The sequence below is a fragment of the Streptomyces olivochromogenes genome (genome assembly GCF_001514115.1).
In the GTDB taxonomy this organism is placed as follows: domain Bacteria; phylum Actinomycetota; class Actinomycetes; order Streptomycetales; family Streptomycetaceae; genus Streptomyces; species Streptomyces olivochromogenes.
On sequence record NZ_KQ948467.1, the window covers coordinates 221,435 to 239,340 of the forward strand.

The 17,906-nt window shown below is 67.9% G+C and carries 15 protein-coding genes and 3 pseudogenes; 13 read left to right on the plus strand and 5 right to left on the minus strand.

All coding sequences use genetic code 11. The features are described 5' to 3' along the window. Positions 1-129: 129 nt before the first annotated feature. Positions 130-492: a flavin reductase gene (locus AQJ27_RS36585; RefSeq protein WP_235613977.1), complete on the minus strand. Its 363-nt coding sequence runs from the start codon at positions 490-492 to the stop codon at positions 130-132. A gap of 522 nt (positions 493-1,014) precedes the next feature. Between AQJ27_RS36585 and AQJ27_RS36590 the strand changes: the two genes are divergently transcribed. The 3 genes from AQJ27_RS36590 to AQJ27_RS36600 are packed head-to-tail and all read left to right on the plus strand — an operon-like array spanning position 1,015 to position 2,901. Beyond that, positions 1,015-1,695, plus strand: coding sequence for a HemK2/MTQ2 family protein methyltransferase (locus tag AQJ27_RS36590; RefSeq protein WP_067378568.1), 681 nt, complete (start codon positions 1,015-1,017; stop codon positions 1,693-1,695). Beyond that, positions 1,676-1,888, plus strand: a complete 213-nt coding sequence (locus tag AQJ27_RS36595) for a CDGSH iron-sulfur domain-containing protein (RefSeq protein ID WP_067378385.1) — start codon at positions 1,676-1,678, stop codon at positions 1,886-1,888. Before AQJ27_RS36590 ends, AQJ27_RS36595 begins: the two co-directional genes overlap by 20 nt. After that, positions 1,885-2,901 (plus strand): iron-containing redox enzyme family protein, encoded by a 1,017-nt coding sequence (locus AQJ27_RS36600; protein WP_067378387.1) that lies wholly within the window; start codon positions 1,885-1,887, stop codon positions 2,899-2,901. The genes AQJ27_RS36595 and AQJ27_RS36600 overlap by 4 nt, the downstream gene beginning before the upstream one ends. 193 nt (positions 2,902-3,094) lie before the next feature. On the opposite strand, the gene AQJ27_RS36605 is transcribed toward AQJ27_RS36600, so the two are convergent. Then, positions 3,095-3,352 carry a hypothetical protein gene (locus AQJ27_RS36605; protein WP_159064470.1) on the minus strand — a complete coding sequence of 86 codons (258 nt, stop codon included), beginning with the start codon at positions 3,350-3,352 and terminating at the stop codon, positions 3,095-3,097. Between the two features lie 322 nt (positions 3,353-3,674). Here AQJ27_RS36605 and AQJ27_RS36610 point away from each other — a divergent pair, with 322 nt between their 5' ends. The 5 genes and pseudogenes from AQJ27_RS36610 (at position 3,675) to AQJ27_RS60255 (ending at position 7,603) form a co-directional block, all read left to right on the plus strand. Then, entirely contained in the window at positions 3,675-4,685 is a 1,011-nt protein-coding gene (locus AQJ27_RS36610) for an AI-2E family transporter (protein WP_067378392.1), read from the plus strand. A gap of 601 nt (positions 4,686-5,286) precedes the next feature. Then, complete coding sequence (locus AQJ27_RS36615) at positions 5,287-6,234, plus strand: TIGR03557 family F420-dependent LLM class oxidoreductase (RefSeq protein WP_079065501.1); 948 nt, start codon at positions 5,287-5,289, stop codon at positions 6,232-6,234. After that, a pseudogene (locus AQJ27_RS59110) lies at positions 6,174-6,418 on the plus strand (HAD family hydrolase); the annotation flags it as partial. The gene AQJ27_RS36615 and the pseudogene AQJ27_RS59110, both read left to right, overlap by 61 nt. 619 nt (positions 6,419-7,037) lie before the next feature. After that, positions 7,038-7,262, plus strand: a complete 225-nt coding sequence (locus AQJ27_RS36620) for a DUF6480 family protein (RefSeq protein WP_067378394.1) — start codon at positions 7,038-7,040, stop codon at positions 7,260-7,262. Positions 7,263-7,471: 209 nt separating this feature from the next. Beyond that, complete coding sequence (locus tag AQJ27_RS60255) at positions 7,472-7,603, plus strand: hypothetical protein (protein ID WP_268814650.1); 132 nt, start codon at positions 7,472-7,474, stop codon at positions 7,601-7,603. 280 nt (positions 7,604-7,883) lie between these two features. On the opposite strand, the pseudogene AQJ27_RS36625 reads toward AQJ27_RS60255, so the two are convergent. Then, positions 7,884-8,314: pseudogene (locus tag AQJ27_RS36625) on the minus strand (helix-turn-helix transcriptional regulator). Between the two features lie 134 nt (positions 8,315-8,448). Between AQJ27_RS36625 and AQJ27_RS36630 the strand changes: the two are divergent. The 3 genes and pseudogenes from AQJ27_RS36630 to AQJ27_RS36640 all read left to right on the plus strand — a co-directional run. Next, a complete protein-coding gene (locus tag AQJ27_RS36630; RefSeq protein WP_067378397.1) occupies positions 8,449-9,291 on the plus strand; it encodes an ANTAR domain-containing protein in 843 nt (280 codons plus the stop codon). Positions 9,292-9,678: 387 nt separating this feature from the next. Further along, entirely contained in the window at positions 9,679-10,002 is a 324-nt protein-coding gene (locus AQJ27_RS36635) for a plasmid stabilization protein (RefSeq protein WP_067378400.1), read from the plus strand. Positions 10,003-10,135: 133 nt separating this feature from the next. Further along, positions 10,136-10,597, plus strand: a pseudogene (locus AQJ27_RS36640) (SRPBCC family protein); the annotation flags it as partial. Between the two features lie 970 nt (positions 10,598-11,567). Here the strand turns inward: AQJ27_RS36640 and AQJ27_RS36645 are convergent. Continuing rightward, a complete protein-coding gene (locus AQJ27_RS36645) occupies positions 11,568-14,003 on the minus strand; it encodes a SpoIIE family protein phosphatase (RefSeq protein ID WP_079065502.1) in 2,436 nt (811 codons plus the stop codon). Positions 14,004-14,083: 80 nt separating this feature from the next. Next, a complete protein-coding gene (locus AQJ27_RS36650) occupies positions 14,084-16,546 on the minus strand; it encodes a SpoIIE family protein phosphatase (RefSeq protein WP_067378406.1) in 2,463 nt (820 codons plus the stop codon). Positions 16,547-17,159: 613 nt separating this feature from the next. Between AQJ27_RS36650 and AQJ27_RS36655 the strand changes: the two genes are divergently transcribed. Together AQJ27_RS36655 and AQJ27_RS36660 are read left to right on the plus strand one after the other, a co-directional pair. Continuing rightward, positions 17,160-17,414: a hypothetical protein gene (locus tag AQJ27_RS36655; protein WP_067378408.1), complete on the plus strand. Its 255-nt coding sequence runs from the start codon at positions 17,160-17,162 to the stop codon at positions 17,412-17,414. A gap of 27 nt (positions 17,415-17,441) precedes the next feature. Then, entirely contained in the window at positions 17,442-17,861 is a 420-nt protein-coding gene (locus AQJ27_RS36660) for an SsgA family sporulation/cell division regulator (protein WP_067378413.1), read from the plus strand. Positions 17,862-17,906: the final 45 nt, after the last annotated feature.

Below are 17,906 nucleotides of genomic sequence, written 5' to 3' on the forward strand. Positions count from 1 at the left end.
GCCTGCCTCATGGCGTTGTGTTGGCCGCCGCGATGGGAACGGTAGCGGTGGGTCTGGGAGCGGTGACACGGCGCAGGCGCCCAACGCAGGGGCACCAACTAGGAGGAGCTTCACGCCCGTATCGATGGCTCAGTTCGCTGGGTGGCCCGGGGTGATGTCATGGGTGTCGTTCAACGTCAGCAGAGGGGTGCGGTTGCCCATGAGGCTTTCCGCCGCCTCCGGAGCGAGAAGGAAGCCGACGTGGTCGCCGCCGAAGAGCTGGGCCAGCCGGTCCTGGTCGCGGCGGAGAAGATGGATCACGAGTCGTTCGGCGTGCTCGGCCACCCGGCACGTCCGGTTGGCCTTGGACAGCCAGATCATGAACCGGGCGGGCCGAATCGAGCACTGCGAGGCGAACCCAACCAGGCAGCCGGCTTTTTCCCCGTGAGCTTCGGCGGTCACGACATACATCGGATAGTCGAGCAAGTCGGTGAAGGGGTCGAGGTCGATCACGGTACTTGGTTCCCGCCTCAAGAGATCGGATGCCGGGTAAGCGTTCAACAGTTTGGTGTCCCAGCCCCGGCCGGGCTCTCAGACGGCGCTGCGCCAGGCGCTGGTCTCGGTGCCGTGTGCCTCGATGAACTCCTTGAATTCTTCGGCTTGCCTTTGGCCTGCCGACCGACGAAGCCGAGCTTGTTTCCGACGGTGTCGGTGAGACCCTGCAAGTCTGGTCGAGCTGGAGCGTGACCTTGGTGCGGGTGCCGACCTCGACGGAATCCTCGATCTTCGACATGGCCACTCCTGTGAACCGCCGCCACTCCGTGCCCTGTGGGTGTGGCTGCGACGCCTGAGTGATTGCAGAAGTGTCCGTTGTGTTGTGTGAGGCCCGTTTTGCCGGGCACTCGCAGCAGTGACTCATTGGCCGGGTGTGCCCCAGGAGGCTCGCCCGTGAGACGCCCCTCGCATTGAGCCACCCGACGGGTGCGTCCGGTGACACGCTCGGGGCGTGGGCTGGGAGGTGTACGTGTGCTCGGCATGATGGCGTGGAACGACGGTGAGGGCGGCTCGCTGCTGGCCCCGTGGAGGGTGTACACCCCACAGGACGACACCCAGTTGTTGACCCAGGCCCTGGACCGGGAGCACGTACCTGCGGGAGCCGCTGTCCTGGACGTGGGAACCGGTGCCGGCGCTCTCGCCCTGGCGGCGGCCCGGCGGGGCGCCCGCGTCACCGCCGTCGACAGGACCTACCGAGCCGTCCTCGCCACCCGGCTCAACGCCAGGCTCGCCCGCCTGCATGTCGAAGTCCTCCGGGGTGACCTCTTCGCCCCGGTCGTCGGCCGCCGGTTCGACCTCGTCGTGAGCAATCCGCCCTACGTCCCGACACCCGGGGAAGTCCCCCGCCGCCACCGCGCCGCAGTGGCGTGGGACGCGGGTGCCGACGGTCGCCTCCTGCTGGATCGGATATGCCGTAGCGCGCATACGTTGCTGCGTCCCGGCGGTGTACTGCTGCTCGTGCACTCTGCCCTGTGCGGCATCACACCGACCCTGGCCGGACTGGAGCGGTCGGGGCTCGAAGCCCGAGTGACCGATCGGCGTCTTGTGCCGTTCGGTCCCGTGCTCCGCTCGCGCGGCGCGTGGCTGCGGGAGCGGGGACTCGTCGACGCCGACGAGGAGAAGGAAGAGCTGGTGATCATCCGTGCCGAACGGCCCCGCTGAACAACCGCGCCGCGTCGTGCTGACGAGCGACGGACCGATTCTCGTCGAAGGACCGGTCGAGGTCGTACTCGACGACGGGAGCACCGTGCGCTCGGACCGTTTCACCGTCGCGCTCTGCGTCTGCCGGCGCAGCCGGGTCTACCCCTGGTGCGACACCAGCCACCGTGACCGAGCCAAGAGACGGACCACATGAGTACCACCGCACCGGCCGCCCGTCACCACATAACTGGCCCCGCGCTGCCTCGAAGCAGGGGCGAACTTTCACGTACGGTCCGCCAGGCCCTGACCCGCCCCGCCGGGACGCCGCTGCCGCGGCGGGTGACGGCGGCGCACGCGGACCCGTACGGGGACGATCTGCAACTGGCGCTGTACCTCTGCTACGAACTGCACTACCGAAGCTTCGTGGGCGTCGATCCCGGGTGGGAGTGGGAGCCCGGCCTGCTGCGGCTGCGCGCGGAGATGGAACACAGTTTCCTGTCCGCGCTCCGGGCCGACACCGGATCGCCGAGAAACGCCGCGGAAGCCCTCGCGGATATCCTCGTGGAACCCGTCGACGGCGACGGACCCTCCCACTTCCTCAAGGAACGAGGGGAGTTGTGGCAGTTCCGCGAGTACGCGGCCCAACGTTCCCTCTATCACCTCAAGGAAGCCGATCCGCACGCCTGGGTGATCCCGCGGCTGACGGGCCGCGCGAAGGCCGCGATGGTCGCCGTGGAGTACGACGAGTTCGGCGCCGGACGGCCCGAGCGCATCCACGCCCGGCTGTTCGCCGACCTGATGGCGGACCTCGGCCTCGACACCGCGTACGGACGATACGTCGACACGGCCGGCGCGGAAATGCTGACGAGCGTCAACCTCATGTCTCTGTTCGGACTCCATCGTGCGCTGCGCGGAGCGTTGGTGGGCCACTTCGCAGCCGTGGAGACCACTTCATCGCCCGGCTCACGACGCCTAGCCCACGGACTGCGACGGGTCGGCGCGGGCCCTGCCGCCGTCCACTTCTATGCCGAGCACGTCGAGGCCGATGCGGTCCACGAGCAGATCGTCCGCCGGGACGTCGTCGGCGGCCTCCTCGAAACCGAACCGTTCCTCGACCAGGACATAGCATTCGGTGTCGACGCCACCGTATGGACCGAAACCCGGCTCGGTAACCACCTCCTCACCGCCTGGCGAGATGGCCGTACCTCACTGCGCACACCGCTGTGACCGCGGTGGTGTTCCGCGGTGAGGTTGATCTGGAGGCTGTGCCCCGACTGCGTATGGTTGGCTTCCGTGCCGTCGGTGTCCGGCGCGCTCGCGAGGTTCTTGAGCGCGCTGTCAGCGCGGAGATGCGGCCGGGTGGCTGGGAATGCAGCTGCAGCCTCGAAGGCGGTGGCCATCCTGAGTAACTCGGCCTGGTTCATTGCGGTCCCAGATGATGGAACTCCTGGTTTTGCTTGGCCTCTGAGCGGGCCGGCACGTCCGCGCGGAGCGCGGTGAGCTGCTTCTCGAACGCGGGCGATCGAGGGTCCATCTCTTCGAGGCTGCTCAGGGTCTCCTTTCCGCTCTCCTCCTCGACGGTCTCGTGACGGGTCAGATTCCCGGACCTGAAGTGGCGTACCTCCACGCTCTGGATGTCCGGCCATGGACGCGGTACGAGCGGAGTGCCGGGGTACACGGGAACGGTGCCACCAACCCGTCTCGGACGAACTGCTCGTGGGCGACGGCACAGGGTGAGTGTCACTGCCAGGGTCATGCACGGCGAGAGGCGGCCGGGGGTGTTCAGCGGTGACACCTGCGCCCATTCGAGGCAGTCGAGGAGAGGCGTCGCGATGTCTGCGCAGTCCGGACCCGAGTCCGCTCGGGAGGAGCACGGTGCGGTGGAAGAGACGGGCGTGAACGGCGCCGACCCTGGCCCGACGGACGCCGTACAGGCGTCTTGGAAGGGACCCCAGGGGCCGCCGCATCGAGATCCACGCGGCGGTCGTAGGCAGTCATGGGTGACAGTGGGGTTCGCCCTGGGCCTGGGCGCGAGCCTGGCGTGGCTCGCTGTTCAGACCGTTCTGCGGGTCAGTTCGATGCTGACCTTGCTGCTGCTGGCCGTGTTCGTCGCGATCAGTCTGGAACCACTCGTCGTGTGGTTCACGCGCCGTGGTCTGCGGCGCGGCTGGGCCGTCGCGATCGTGCTGACGGGGTTCATCGTGGTACTCGGCGGATTCCTGGCTCTGGTCATTCCGCCGGTGGCCAAGGAGATCAACGCACTGGTCGACGCGGTGCCCCACTGGCTGGAGCAGCTCCACGACCACCAGTCGGCGATCGGTCGCCTGGAGGACCGCTACCACCTGGTCGAGAGGGCCAAGCAGCAGATCGGCTCAGGAGACGGAGCGACCGGTCTGGCAGGGGGCGTACTGGGCGCCGGACAGATGGTCCTGAGTACCGTCACGTCCACTGCGATCGTGATCACGGTGACCCTGTACTGCATGGCGGCACTGCCGACCATCAAACAGTTCTGCTACCGCTTTGTGGCGGCCAGCCGCCGCGAGCGGGTCGAGGGCGTGGCCGAAGAGATCATGAACCGGATAGGGAAGTTCATGCTCGGTAACCTCGTCACCTCGGGGATCGCCGGTGTAGCGACCTTCGGCTGGTGCGCGTCCACCGGTGTCCCGTATGCGGCTGCGCTGGGCATCTTCACAGCCCTGATGGACCTGATTCCGATCGTCGGCTCCACTCTCGCCGGGATCGTCGTCAGCCTCGTCGCATTGTCCGTGTCGCTGCCGATCGCGATCGCGACCGCCGTCTTCTACGTCGTCTTCCGGGTCGCCGAGGACTACCTCATTGTGCCGAGGACCATGAAATTCGCCGTCGATGTCCACCCGTTGGTCACTGTGCTTGCGGTGCTGGTCGGCGGGGCGCTCCTTGGCATCATCGGTGCCCTCGTCGCCATCCCGGCGGCCGTCGCCGTCGGCCTGGTCCTCGACGAGTACGTGTTTCCCAAGAAAGGGCGGACATGACGCCGCGTCGACGGAAGACGTTCTCATAGAGGGTGACCGGACGATCGGGACCGATCTCGTCAGCGACGGATGACCAGTTGCGCGCCCGCTACCGATCCACGGCCCTGGCCATTTCCGCCGACGGATGTGCTCCGTTTTCCCTCCGACGTCGGCACTCAGGGAGCGGGTGCGGCGCATCCCACCGACGGTGATGCCGACCAGCGACAGGCCACCGCCGACGAGCAGCCGGAGCCGTCGTCGGAGATGCGTGACGCGAAGGTTCCCGGCCCGGAGATCCCTGATGCGGATGAGGACGGAACCGGGCGGAGGGGCGTCCCACCCTCTGCCAGTCCACGTCCGGGGCATCCCGTGCCCGACGAGCTGCCCGCCTGACGGCCGTGCGAGAGGAACGAGTTGGGTACGCACCCGTGTCAGGGATCGGTCCGCCTGCTGACAGCTGACAGGATCCGCCCCGCCGGCCTTCGGCGTTCCGCGGACGGCGTTTCCCACCGACCGGCCCTCCGATGACGCGCCTCAGGAGCAGGAGGTCCTGTGGCTCACGACCAAGCGGCGACGAGCCGGCGGACCGTATTCGCGAGGCGACCCACGAGGGGATGACGGCATGGTGGAGATCGGCTACACGATGATGACCGAACAGGCTGGCCCGCGGGAGCTGGTTGCCCATGCGGTTGGTGCCGAGCGGGCCGGTTTCGACTTCTCGGTCACATCCGACCACTACTTCCCCTGGCTGGAGTCCCAGGGCCACGCCTCCTACGCGTGGAGCGTGCTCGGTGCCGCCGCGCAGGCCACCGAACGCATTCCCCTGATGACGTACGTGACGTGCCCGACGACCCGCTACCACCCGGTCGTCGTGGCCCAGAAGGCTGCCACCATGCAACTCCTCTCCCAGGGGCGGTTCCGCCTGGGCCTCGGCTCCGGGGAGAACCTCAACGAACATGTGGTCGGCGGCGGTTGGCCCGCCCCGCACGTCCGGCTGGAGATGCTGGAGGAGGCAGTGGAGATCATCCGCTCGCTCTTCGCGGGGGAGAACGTCAACCACCACGGTGCCCACTTCGACGTGGAGAACGCCAGGTTGTGGGATCCGCCCGACGCACCCCCGCCGATCGGTGTCGCCGTCTCGGGCGACCGCTCATGCGAACTCGCCGGTCACGCCGCCGACTTGGTGATCGCCACTGAACCCAGGCCGGAACTGATCTCCGCGTTCGACCGGTACGGCGGGACAGGCAAGCCCAGGGTCGGCCAACTGCCCATCTGTTACGCCACCGACCGCGACGCGGCGATCGCCCGCGCCCACGACCAGTTCCGCTGGCTCGGCAGCGGCTGGCCGGTCAACTCCGAGCTGCCCGTACCCGCCGGATTCGCCGGTGCCACCCAGTTCGTACGGCCCGAGGACGTGTCCGAGTCCGTTCCCTGTGGTGGCGACGTGGACGCCGTCGTCGAAGCGGTGCGCCCCTACGGCGACGCCGGATTCACCGACGTCGCCCCAGGGAGCCAGCCGGCGTGCCCAGTGAACGAGCCGTGTTCGTCGGCGACACGGTCTGGGACATGAAGGCCGCCGTGCGGGACGGGGTGGTCCCCGTGGCGGTGCTGTCCGGCGGGATCCCACGCGCGGACCTGGAAGCGGCGGCGCCCGCGCGTTGTACCGAGATCCCGCCGACCTCCTCAAACACCTGGACACCAACGTCTTCGCCGACCGCGAGTCAGCAGGGGAGACCGCCGTCCCGAGCCGTTGACCGGGCGCAGCGTTCTGGTCGTACAAGGTGACTCTGCGCCTGGCTACTGCTTTGTGGGAGGTGCCGGCCGTGTCGCGGACCGTTCCGGCTCCGGTCTGCGGGGGCCATGCGGACGTGGCCATGGTCCAGGCATTCCTGGACGATGGTGCCTATCCCAGGATCGCCCGGAAAGATTCGCGAGCGCCGTCCGCGCGCTCCTGGTGACGGCGTTGGGACCGATGGACTACGGGTACTCGGAGGCTGAACGGCGGTGAAAGCACCGCCTACTACATGGAGAGATGGTTCCACGACCCAGCGTGTCAGCGACCTCATGACAAAGCCCTGGTGACCGTCGAACCGAAGACCTCGGTGGCGGCGACCCGGCCATCGAACGCGACCCAGAGTCCGCTCTCGGCGACATCAGCGCTGCGCGGCCCGACAAGCAATGCGTCCTCCTCCGTACGAGGGTGGTGGTGCGATGCCTGGAGACTCGAATTGATCGGCCTGCTCTCTGCCACTCCCACGCGGTCGGACGGCGGGCCCCACGCCCACCACGACTCCCCACGGCCCGCTGACCATCTGCCAAACCCAACGACGTGACCAGCCCACGAAGAGCTGGGCCTCGAGAGGAGTGTGCGCCATGACGACTCCTGACCCCGACCCGACGCGAACCCCGGGAATCGAGCAGGGCCGCGGTGTGTCACCCGGTGAGACACCGCCCGCCGAAGGGGGCATCTCTGGCATCTCCCATCCGGAGTCATCCACCGGCAAGGCATGGGGGCCGATGGCACTCGTCCTGATCATGGTGGTGGTGGCACTGGTAGCGATCGGGCTGATCGCCATGGTGGTGGCCCTGATCGGGTAACGCCTCCTGCGTATGCTCACGCGCCAGGCCTCGTCGGGGAGGCTGCCGGCCTGTGCTCCCAGCCGCAGTCCCCCTCCGTCCTTCACGCAAGAAGCGGCCATGGCGTAGAACGAGCCCGTCCGCGAGGAACGCGATCACGGCCGCGATCTCCCGGGCATAGCTCGGGCGCCCCAGCGGCACACCGGACTGTCGCTCGGCGGTGACGAACGATGTCGAGGCCGCTGCCCGCGCCGCGCGCACACGGCGGCACGGCCCATCAGCACGGCCTCGGCTCGACCGAGGCGATCCTGACCGACCCCGACGGAGCGCACTTCTGTGTGACCGCGCGAAGGGCGCTCTGAGGGTCGCGCAGTTGTCGAGGCCGTGCAGCAGACGTCGGCCGGCATGCCGCGTGGCTTGCCCCGCGGCCAGTGCACCAGCTTCCCCAGGAAGCTGAGTGCCCAGTCATGCAAGGGCGGCGGGGCTGCACGGGACGCTCGCGCGGGCCTCGCCGCGCCCGGCTCCTCCTCGATCGCGGGTCGACTGAGCTACTGCCGCCCCTCGAAGTCATCGGCGATTCAGCGCAGGCCGCACCCCGTGGCCTTGCTCGTGAGCCGTCCCCATAAGGTCGATCATCGCGAGTCATGACTTCACTCGGTGACGGCCGACCTGAACGGATCTCGTGGCCGTCATGCTGTCGTCGTCAGCAGGCCACTCCGTTCCATCGCTCCACTGGTGCCCTGCCCCCTGCCGGGGCCGGGTTTCGTGGGAGTTCTCGTGCTGGTCGAGGGCGGCCAGCAGGCCCGCCACGGTGAGGCCGCGGCGTCGGCCGGGTGCCGGAGGACGGTTCCCTCTTCGATGCGGTAGAGATTCGAGCGGCCCTGCCGGGTGTGGGTGAGATAGCCGTTCTGCTCAAGATCGGAAATGATCTTCTGGACAGCGCGTTCGGTGAGCCGGCATCGCGCGGCGATGTCACGGATACGGGTGCCCGGATCGTCGTCGATCGCGGCCAGCACTCGGGCGTGGTTGGTCAGGAAGGTCCAGCCACTGTGTCCCTCGGGTACTCCACCCATGCCTCTCAGCGTAGTGCCCGACGTTCACGTATTCAAAAGGGTGAAAATGAGTTCATGTATCTCTTGACGTGCGAGGTGGGAGAGGTCGAGCCTGGAGGAGGCAAAGACCAGTGGACGCCTCGGGAGCGACTCCCATGCAAGAACATCTGCTTTCTTCCCAGGCGAGGGGCGCGGACGAAGCCGTCCACGAAACGCAGGCGGATGGCACCGTTGGAGCCCACACCTCGCCGTTCCTGAAGGTCGCGGCATACCCCGCCGGCGAGCGGACGGTTGTGGCGGTCACGGGTGAACTCGACATCGACACGGAGCAGGCGCTGCGGCACGCCCTGCGTGAAGCGCTGGCCCAGTCAGTCCACGGCCTCGACCTCGACCTCGCCGGGGTCGACTTCTGTGACTGCTCCGGCCTCAACGTCCTGCTGCACATCCGCCGCCTGGCCCTGGTGGCGGCTAAAACGGTCCGCATCCAGACCGCGGGGATCGCGGTCGAGCGCCTGCTCACACTCACCCGCACCTGGCCGCTCTTCCCGCACCCGGATGACGCCGGTCCCGGCATTGCCGCCAACAGCCGGGGCATGCGTACTGGTACCACCCCCAACCCCGTGGAGGAGGACGGGTTGCCCAAGGATGTCGAGGAGGACCTGCGCGTCGAAATCGGCCAGCTCAAACGGGTCATGCAAACCAGGCCGGTCATCGATCTGGCACGTGGGGTCCTGATGGCCTCCTTCGGTCTGAACGCCGAGGACGCCTGGAGCGTCCTGCTCGAGGTCTCGCAGCGCACCAACACCAAACTCCACCACCTGGCCCATGAGTTGGTGGGGGCGGTCAACGGTGCTCCGCTGTCGGACCGGTTGCAGCAGGGGATCTCCGAGGCGGTCACCGAGACCCTCAACCCCCTCTCTCTGAACCACCGACGCCATGACTGGACCTCTCTCACCAGCAGACCCGCACCACGGGACAGTGACAGCACTGAGCCGTGATCGGGACGGGGCGACAGTCGACGAGGAGGCTATGGACGGCCAGGGTCCGTGTGCCCAAGGCATGCCGTCGGCCTCCGAGCCAACTCTCTTGGCACTGGTCGGCCGCACAGTGGGGGAGCGGAGTGGGAGAGGCCGCTGCTGGACCGCGGCCGGGTGGCTTCGCCTCCCGGCCGACGACGTTCGACTTCGCGGCTGCCGGTAGGAGGGCAGGCGGTCGGGGCTCTATCGGTATCGACAGGTGCACCGAGACGTCGAGACGCTTCGGTGGGGTACCCGACGGCTGCACAGGCAGTGCAGGCGGCCCGGACGCGGTGCGTGCGTTTGCGGCTTCGCCCCGGCGGCGCACAGGGTGAGCAAGGCGCCCCAACAGTCGGGCAGGGAGTGATCATGCCTCGTGGGTCGAGCCCCAAGCGGGTACGGCAGTACGAACACATCAAGGAAAACGCCGAGCAGCGCGGCGAGAGCACGAAGCGGGCCAAGGAGATCGCCTCCCGCACGGTCAACAAGGAACGCGCCCGCACCGGCGAGTCGAAGACGGCGAGCAGGACGTCCACGCAGGACAAGTCGTCCTCCCAGCGGGGCGGTCAGCGCTCACACAGCGGCTCTCAAGGCCCTACTTACGACCAGCTGTACGAGGAGGCCCAGCGTCGCAACATCGAAGGGCGCTCGTCCATGAACAAGGCCCAGCTCAAGGAGGAACTCGGCAAGTAGAGCGGGGACCTGCCGTTTTCGGGTGTCGGTGTCGTCCGGTCCTTTGCTGAAGGGCCGGGATTAGGGACCACCGACCGGGGAACGCGCGCTTTGACCCGGAATATCCGGACTGTTCGAATGCGAGGAGGATGCCGTGAGTACCGTGAAGGAATCCATCGACGTCGACGTCCCGCTGCACCGTGTGTACAACCAGTGGACGCAGTTCGAGGAGTTCCCGCTCTTCATGGACGGTGTCGAGGAGGTCCGTCAGATCGATGCCGAGCACTGCCACTGGACGACGAAGGTCGCTGGTGCCCGGCGCGAGTTCGACACCGAGATCGTCGACCAGCTGCCCGATGAGCGGATCTCCTGGCGCACTGTGGGCGGCGAGGCCGAGCAGAGGGGCGTCGTCACGTTCCAGAGGCTCGACGACGCGCACACCCGCATCAGCCTGGCCATGGAGTTCGAACCCCACGGCATGGCGGAGAAGGCGGGTGACGTGCTCGGTGTGCTCGACCGGCAGGTGAAGGGTGACCTGAGGCGGTTCAAAGGCTTCATCGAAGAGCACGGGCAGGAAACCGGCGGCTGGCGCGGCCGGATCAGGCCCGCCGACGCCGACACCGGGCCGTCCGCCGGGGAGGCCTCGATCAGGGAGACGCCGCAGTCCCGGATGACCGGTGAAGGGGCGCCGGTCGGGCCCGAGGACGCGCAAGAGGCCTCGCAGGGTTTCTCGGGATCGCTTCCGGCTGACCCGGACGACATGCGGCACGGCTGACGAGCACCCGGCCTCAGGACTGGCACCGCCCCGAAAAGGATCCGGCAACCGTGTCCACCTGCAGAGCGGCCGTCTCGTCCTCGCCCTGACCTCCCCGTTCACGCACCCCAGTTTCATCCACGTTCGGCGGGTCGGCGGAAGCCGCGGTCGATCCCGTACAGCTGCTCGACTGCATGGACGGCTATCTCGACTTCATGGACGGCTATAGGGACGGGCGGTTGCCGGACGGGCTGATCTCGCTCGATTGACCCACGTGCCCCCGGCATCCACGGCCCTCACCGCCGCGGCGCCGAGGATTGTCTGCGCGACTCAGAGCTTCAGCCTGCATGGGTCGGCATCGACCGTGCGAATTTCACAGGCGGCGACTGCTGGCGAGAATGGCGCACGCCGAAAGAACAGCCGATTGTCGCTCTGCCAAAATCGGACGTACCGATTGGCCTCTGCGCTGCCACCATGCAATACAGATCTACCAAGGTTGTCGTGATCAAGCCCGTGGCCCGCGGGCCTCAGCGCCGGATGATGATGTCGTCCCACTCGTCATCACCACCTTGATCGCTGCCGGGGTGCCGGAGAAGCGTGCGAGTGATGTGGTGGGGACGTCTCTTCCGTGATCGTTGCCAAGCCAGGCTTCGGTGATGGCACCTGATCCCGGTCGCTGCGCCTCCATCGATCCGAGCCGCGCCGCGGCCACGAGGTGGGGCTCTGCTCCCGCTCGCAGGCTCCGGCCTCGGGTAGGCGCTGTCACGGCACACCGGGTCGAGACACATCAGAGCTGTGGGTGACTCTGCCTCGACCTTGGTGAGCCGTAGCTTCAGGGGGAATCCTGGATGACTTGCTCGGACCAGATCGTCTTGCCGTTCTGGCCATGGCGGCAGCCCCATCGTCCGCCGAGTTGAGAGACGAGGAACAGGCCGCGTCCTCCCTCGTCGGTTATGCGGGCACGCCGCAGGCGGGGTTGGGTGCTGCTGGAGTCGGTGACCTCGCACACCAGGACGTGGTGGCGAATCAGGCGGAGGTCCATTGGCGGACGGCCGTAGCGGATGGCGTTGGTGACCAGTTCGCTGACGATGAGTTCGGTGGTGAAGAGGAGGTCGTCCAGGCCCCACATGGTGAGTTGGCGGGTTATCCACTCTCGAGCCTTGGAGACGGCTGCCGGATCGGCCGGAATCTCCCAGTGAGCCGTGTCCGCCGCTGGGACGGCGCGGGTGCGGGCCAGCAGCAGGGCCGCGTCGTCGCGCGGGGCCTGGTCTGCCAGGTCGGCGAGGAGGGCCCGACCGGTTTCGTCCAGGGCACGATCCGGACGGCAGTGCGCGGTGAGGGCTTCCGTCAGGCGCGGCAGGCCTTGGCCGATGTCGCGATCGCCTCGTTCGACCAGGCCATCGGTGTAGAGAGCGAGGACGCTGCCCGGCTCGACGTCGATCACAGTGGTCTCGTACGGCATGCCGCTGAGGGCGAGTGGTGGCCCCGGGGAGATCCCGACTGCTTCGGCGGTCCCGTCGGGCCGGACCAGGACGGGTGGCGGGTGCCCGGCACTGGCGATGGCGCAGCGCCTGGTGACCGGGTCGTAGACCGCGTACAGGCATGTGCCGCCGACGGTGTCGCGGTCGCCGGACGGGGCTTCGGCCGCGAGGCGCTGGACCAGGTCCGCGATCCGGGTGAGCAACTCGTCCGGTTCGAGTTCCAGGTCCGCTAGCGTCTGGATGGCGGCGCGCAGGCGGCCCATGGTGGCGCTTGCGTGCATGCCGTGGCCGACCACGTCTCCGGCGACGAGGGCCACCCGGAGAGAGGGCAGAGCAATGCAGTCGTACCAATCACCGCCGATGTCCGCTCCCCCGCCTGCAGGCAGATAGACGCCGGCGGTCTCAGCTGCCGGAGTGTCGGTCGTGGCCGGGGGAAGGAGACGCTGCTGCAGCGCTACGGCCGCCCGGTGCTCGCGCGTGTAACGGCGAGCGTTGTCGATGGCGAGCGCACCCCGTGAGCTGATCTGCTTCATGAGATCCGCCTCGTCCTCGGTGAAGGGGGCGGATCGGCCGCAACGCCAGGCCGATATGGCGCCGAGCGTGTGCCCGCGGGCATGCAACGGTGCCACCATCACCGAATGGGCGTCCTTCGGGACGAGGTACACGACCAGTTGCGGGTCTCTGACCATGGCGATGAAGTCGTCAAGGTCGAAGACGACCGGCTCGCCATGGTGGAAGCTGTGCAGCAGGGGGTGGTCGGGAAGGGGTGGGATGGACTCGCCGCACTCGATGCCGGCCGGCCAGTCTGCGCCGGCCGGCGCAAGGGCCGCGTTGCCCATGTCTCCACCGCCCAGTTGCTTCGACGGTTCGTCCCCGTCGAAAACGGAGTGCGCAAGGTCGACGGCGGCGAGGTCCCCGAAGGCAGGTGCGAGGACGTCCGCAAGGTCCTGCGCAGTGCGCACGACATCCAGGGATCCTCCTACGCGCTCGGCCACCTCGCGGGCGAGATCCAGATTCCGGCGGGCGCGCATCTGGTCGGCGTTGTCCAGGTACAGGGCCGCGACCCCCGTGGGGCGTCCTCGCGCGTCCTCCAGACGGAAGGCGGACAGCGACAGCGCGCGCTGTTGCGCCGGATCGTGCCGCCAGCTCACGTGCTGGTTTCTGCGGACCACTGGGGCACCCGTCTCGAGTACCTGGCGCAGTACTGCCTCGAGGCCCTCGGCGTCTTCGGCGCACAGCACGTCGCTCAGCCGAGCGCCGGGCTGTACCGGACGGCCGTCGAGAGTGCCCGGCGTGGCGTTCGTCTGCACAGTGGTGAGATCCGTGTCGTACACAGCGATCGTGATTCGGTTCTGTGCGGACAGCGCACGCAGGAGCGCCACGCCGTGCTCGTGGCCGGCGACGTGGCGTGTAGGGGCCGCCAGGACGAGGACCTCCGCCGAGCCGGGGCACCCCATCTTGGTGGTCCGGAAGGTGACATCGATGGTGTCGCCGCACTGATGCCACAGCCGTACCCGGCCGGACGCCGGCATCTCCGCGTCACGCAGGTCGTCCGGGAGGTCGGCCACCAATTCCCGCACGAGGCGGCCACAGACCTCCTCGGCGCGGAACCCCGTCAGCTCCTCTGCTGCCCCGGTCCACCGGACCACCGCGCCTCGATGGTCGAGTACGGCGGCTGCCGGACCGTCGAAGGCGTGCGACCTGCCGCTGGGACCGGAACCGGAGGCGCCCGTCGGTTCTTGGGTGGCGCCTGCCGAGCGGGTGTTCTTGACATTCTCTATGTCCATATGTGGCTTCCTTAGCGAGAGCCTGCGGTTCGAGAGATCGGCATGCTGTGGCGGCCGTCGGCCACCCGGTCGGTCGCGCGTCACGCCGCAAGGGCTTTGGAGGGCAGGTCTTGTTCGGCCCAGACGACCTTGCCGTCCGTCGCGGAGCGGGAGCCCCACCTGCGGGACAAGTGAGCGATGAGGGAAAGACCGCGGCCGTTCTCGTCGATGGTGTGGGGATGACGGGGGCGTGGGTGGCTGGGGTTGCTGTCGGAGACTTCGCAAGTCAAGACCTGGTGCTGGATGAGCCGTAGGCGGATCGGCCCGCCGCCGTAGCGGATCGCGTTGGTGACCAGTTCACTGACGATCAGCTGCTCGGTGGCCACCAGATGATCAAGCCCCCATTCGCTGAGCTGATGGGCGGCTGCCTGCCGGGCGATGCGGACGGCAGCCGGGTCGTTCGGCAGTTCCCAGGAGGCGACCTGGGCCGCTTCGAGTCCGCGAGTCCGCGCAAGGAGCAAGGTGACATCGTCGGCCGGGGCCTGAGTCGGCAAGGTCTCGATCACGTGAGAGCACAGGTCCTCCAGGGACGGACCGGACCCTGCCAGGGCGGCGCCCAGGCGATCCAGGCCCACGTCGATGTCGTCGTCGCGGGACTCGACCAGACCGTCGGTGTAGAGCGCGAGCAGCGTTCCCTCGGGTAGTTCCAGTTCCACGGACTCGAAGGGGATCAGACCGAGGCCGAGGCCCAGCGGGGCCCCGGCGGGCATGTCGGGGAAAGTGATGTGGCCCTGCGGGTCGATGATCGCGGGCGGGGGATGCCCGGCCCGCGCCATCGTGCACCGCCGGGTGACCGGGTCGTAGACGGCATACAGACAGGTGGCGCCTACCGCCGCGGGGAGCTGGTCCGGAGCGTCGGTGTCTTCCTCGCTCAGCCTTCTGACCGTGTCGTCGAGGTGCGCCAGCAGTTCGTGGGGAGGCAGTTCCATGTCCGCGAGCGTGCGGACGGCGGTGCGCAGTCGGCCCATCGTCGCCGCGGCGTTGATGCCGTGTCCGACCACATCTCCGACGACGAGGGCCACCCGGGCGCCGGACAGCTTGATCACATCGAACCAGTCACCCCCCACACCGTGGTCCATGTCGGCCGGCACATAGCGCGAGGCCACATCGAGGGCGGCGCCGCCGCCCACATGGTGGGGGAGCAGGTCGCGTTGGAGCGTCAGGGCCGCGGTGCGTTGACGGGCGTACTGGAGAGCGTTGTCCAGACTGAGCGCGGCCCGGGTGACGAGTTCCTCGGCGAGGAGGAGGTCGTCCTCCTGGAACGGCGTCGATTCCTCGGAGCGGCCGAACACGGCCAGTCCCAGCACACAGCGCCGCGCCCGGATGGGTACGACCATCAGAGAGTGGACGCCGGTGTCACGAAGCTTCTGCGTCCGCACAGGGTCGTGACTGACCCAGGGGCCTGAACAGGTGTCCAGCACCGATTCCAGGTACGACCTGCCCGTGCGCAGGGCGGTGGCGAACAGCGACGTCGGGAAGGGGCGGACCACCTCTTCGCGCACCCATGGCAACTTGAGGATGCTCGGGTCGACGGAGGCCACACCGGCACGGCGCAGCACAGGTGGGCGGCCGTTGGCGTTGCCGGTCCCCGCCGAGGGATCCACGCCGAACGGAACCGACTCCATCAGGTCGACGACTGCGTGGTCGGCCAGCAGGGGCACGGCGAGGTCGGCCAGTTCCTGGCCGGTCCGCATGACCTCGAGGGTGCTGCCGATGCGCGTGCTGGCTTCGCTGAGGATGGCAAGGCGCTCGCGCGCCCGCCGGTTGCCGGTGACGTCCACGCTCATGGAGCACACTGCCAGCGCCGTGCCGTCGGCGTCCTGGAGGCAGAAGAACGAGGCCGAGAACGCGTGCTCCCGGCGCCGGTCCGTCGACGACCACGCCCGGTACTCGTGGACCATGGTGGTGCCGCTCTCCAGCACCTGCCGCATCACCACCTCGAGCGCTTCGGCCTCGACGGCGGGCAGTGAGTCCCGCAGGCGGCGTCCGAACCGTCGCTCGCGAGGAGTGCCGTCGTGGCGCTCCATGGCGTCGTTGACCCAGGTACAGCGCAGCTGCGGGTCATAGACGGCGATGCCGACCGGTGAGTGGGCCAGGAGCGACTCCCGCACAGCTTCGTCGGACGCCCCCGAGGACAGGGTGCCTATGTCGGTTACGGACACCAGCCACCGGGTGCCGGCGTCCTGCCCCCACAGCAGCGAGATCCGCAGCGTCATTCTGATGGCGTGGCCGTCGCGGTGACGGACCGTCACGGTGCCGGACCAGCCACCCTGGGCACGGCACTGCTCGGCGAACACCGAAGCACTCGGGGCTTTCTCGGCGGGCGGCAGCAGGTGTGCGGCGGACCGGCCCACCACTTCCCTGGCCGAGTACCCGACAAGCTGCTCGGCGGCGTGCGTCCACCCCACCACGGTCCCCTCCGCATCGAGCATCGCTATTGCCGCATCGGGTGTCTCTCGGGGACTCACCGGTTCGGTGAGTGGCGTGTGGTCGGTGTTCGTCATCCGGTTCTTCCCATCGGTGGGGGTGTGAGACAGCGTCGGCACGATCCGTGGCTGTGGTGGAAGAGGATCGGCCCGGGAGGACCTGCCGCGCTGGGCGGGCGATATTGCGCGCGACCTCTCCGACGGTTCAGCGATCTACCGGCACGACGTCCGCCGACCTTGGACCACTTTGTCCACTTCTGATGGAATAGTCAGATACGACGGCTATATCGTCAAGTCCCCCAAAACTGATTAAACGCGCAAATGTGACCGTAAGGCGGTGTGGGTACCTCTTTGGTGACCTGGTTGACCGTGGTCTCGTGTCGCGCGGTGAGGGGGAGTGCCGCGGTTTCTGTGGGTTTCTCCTGGGCGAGCCGCAGGGCCGGGTCCTGCTCGTTGACGAAGGCGGAGAGCGTGTCGTCGCTCGGCTTGCCTCGGCACTGCTCGGCGAGGTCATGCCGCCGCCCGCCGTGCGGGCCATTCTTGTCGCCTCGACATTTCCATACGGCGTATGGTAAACCTGAGAGGGTAGTTCCGTACGCCGTATGGAACAGTTTGCTCGACCATGCCGGGCGTCGCATATCACCTGATATGTCCGCTTGGTGTAGATCACATCGATCGGGAAGGGAAGATCATGAAGAAGCTCACGAGGCGCGTTGCCGTCGCCGCTTCCTCCGTGGCGGTCGCGAGTGCCGCTGTTCTTGGTGCCGGGGGTACGGCTTCGGCCGCGACTTCTGCATCCGCGCACGTCCACCGTCCGGCCGTCAGTGTCAACGTCGGCGACTACCGCTGGGACCACGGTGTCGGCTACCTGCTCGAACTGGGTTACTCCTGGGACGAGATCCATGGCTGGCACTACGGCGGCCCGGACGAGATCAGCAGTCGATGAACGCCGCCCGGGCGGGAGTGGAAATCGATGGAGTCTTTGAAGACCGTCATGCACGGGGTGGCCGTAGAGCTTGTCATCTCGCCTACCTACTCGCTGTCCATGTGCATGAGCCTGCGGTACGAGCCCGCTGATCCCTATGTCGTCCGTGCCGTCTTCTTCACCGACACTGACGAGCCGACCGAATGGGTTCTGGGGCGTGACCTTCTAGCCGATGGTCTGACCGGCTCCGCAGGGTGTGGGGACATTCGGGTCTGGCCGGCCGTCGGCCGTGGTGACCAGGCTATGTACATCGTCCTCGGGTCTCCGGCGGGCACCGCCCTGCTCGAGGTTCCCGTGCAGGACGTCAGGACCTTCGTGGAGGACACGGAGGCGCTGGTGCCACGGGGTACCGAGTCCGGGCGCATCGACTGGGAGCTCGAACTGGCGAACCTGTTCGCGAAAGGCTGAGAGAAGCCTCCCAACCGTCGTGCCGCTGGGGATCTTTGTCCCGGT

Excerpts from the sequence above, each read along its gene's own strand:
- AQJ27_RS36620 (WP_067378394.1), top strand. The coding sequence starts at position 7,038 with ATGACGACTCCTGACCCCGACCCGACGCGAACCCCGGGAATCGAGCAG.
- AQJ27_RS60255 (WP_268814650.1), top strand. The coding sequence starts at position 7,472 with ATGTCGAGGCCGCTGCCCGCGCCGCGCGCACACGGCGGCACGGCCCAT.
- AQJ27_RS36655 (WP_067378408.1), top strand. The coding sequence starts at position 17,160 with ATGAAGAAGCTCACGAGGCGCGTTGCCGTCGCCGCTTCCTCCGTGGCG.
- AQJ27_RS36645 (WP_079065502.1), bottom strand. The coding sequence starts at position 14,003 with ATGGACATAGAGAATGTCAAGAACACCCGCTCGGCAGGCGCCACCCAA.
- AQJ27_RS36650 (WP_067378406.1), bottom strand. The coding sequence starts at position 16,546 with ATGACGAACACCGACCACACGCCACTCACCGAACCGGTGAGTCCCCGA.
- AQJ27_RS36630 (WP_067378397.1), top strand. The coding sequence starts at position 8,449 with ATGCAAGAACATCTGCTTTCTTCCCAGGCGAGGGGCGCGGACGAAGCC.
- AQJ27_RS36615 (WP_079065501.1), top strand. The coding sequence starts at position 5,287 with ATGGTGGAGATCGGCTACACGATGATGACCGAACAGGCTGGCCCGCGG.
- AQJ27_RS36590 (WP_067378568.1), top strand. The coding sequence starts at position 1,015 with ATGATGGCGTGGAACGACGGTGAGGGCGGCTCGCTGCTGGCCCCGTGG.
- AQJ27_RS36660 (WP_067378413.1), top strand. The coding sequence starts at position 17,442 with ATGGAGTCTTTGAAGACCGTCATGCACGGGGTGGCCGTAGAGCTTGTC.
- AQJ27_RS36635 (WP_067378400.1), top strand. The coding sequence starts at position 9,679 with ATGCCTCGTGGGTCGAGCCCCAAGCGGGTACGGCAGTACGAACACATC.
- AQJ27_RS36600 (WP_067378387.1), top strand. The coding sequence starts at position 1,885 with ATGAGTACCACCGCACCGGCCGCCCGTCACCACATAACTGGCCCCGCG.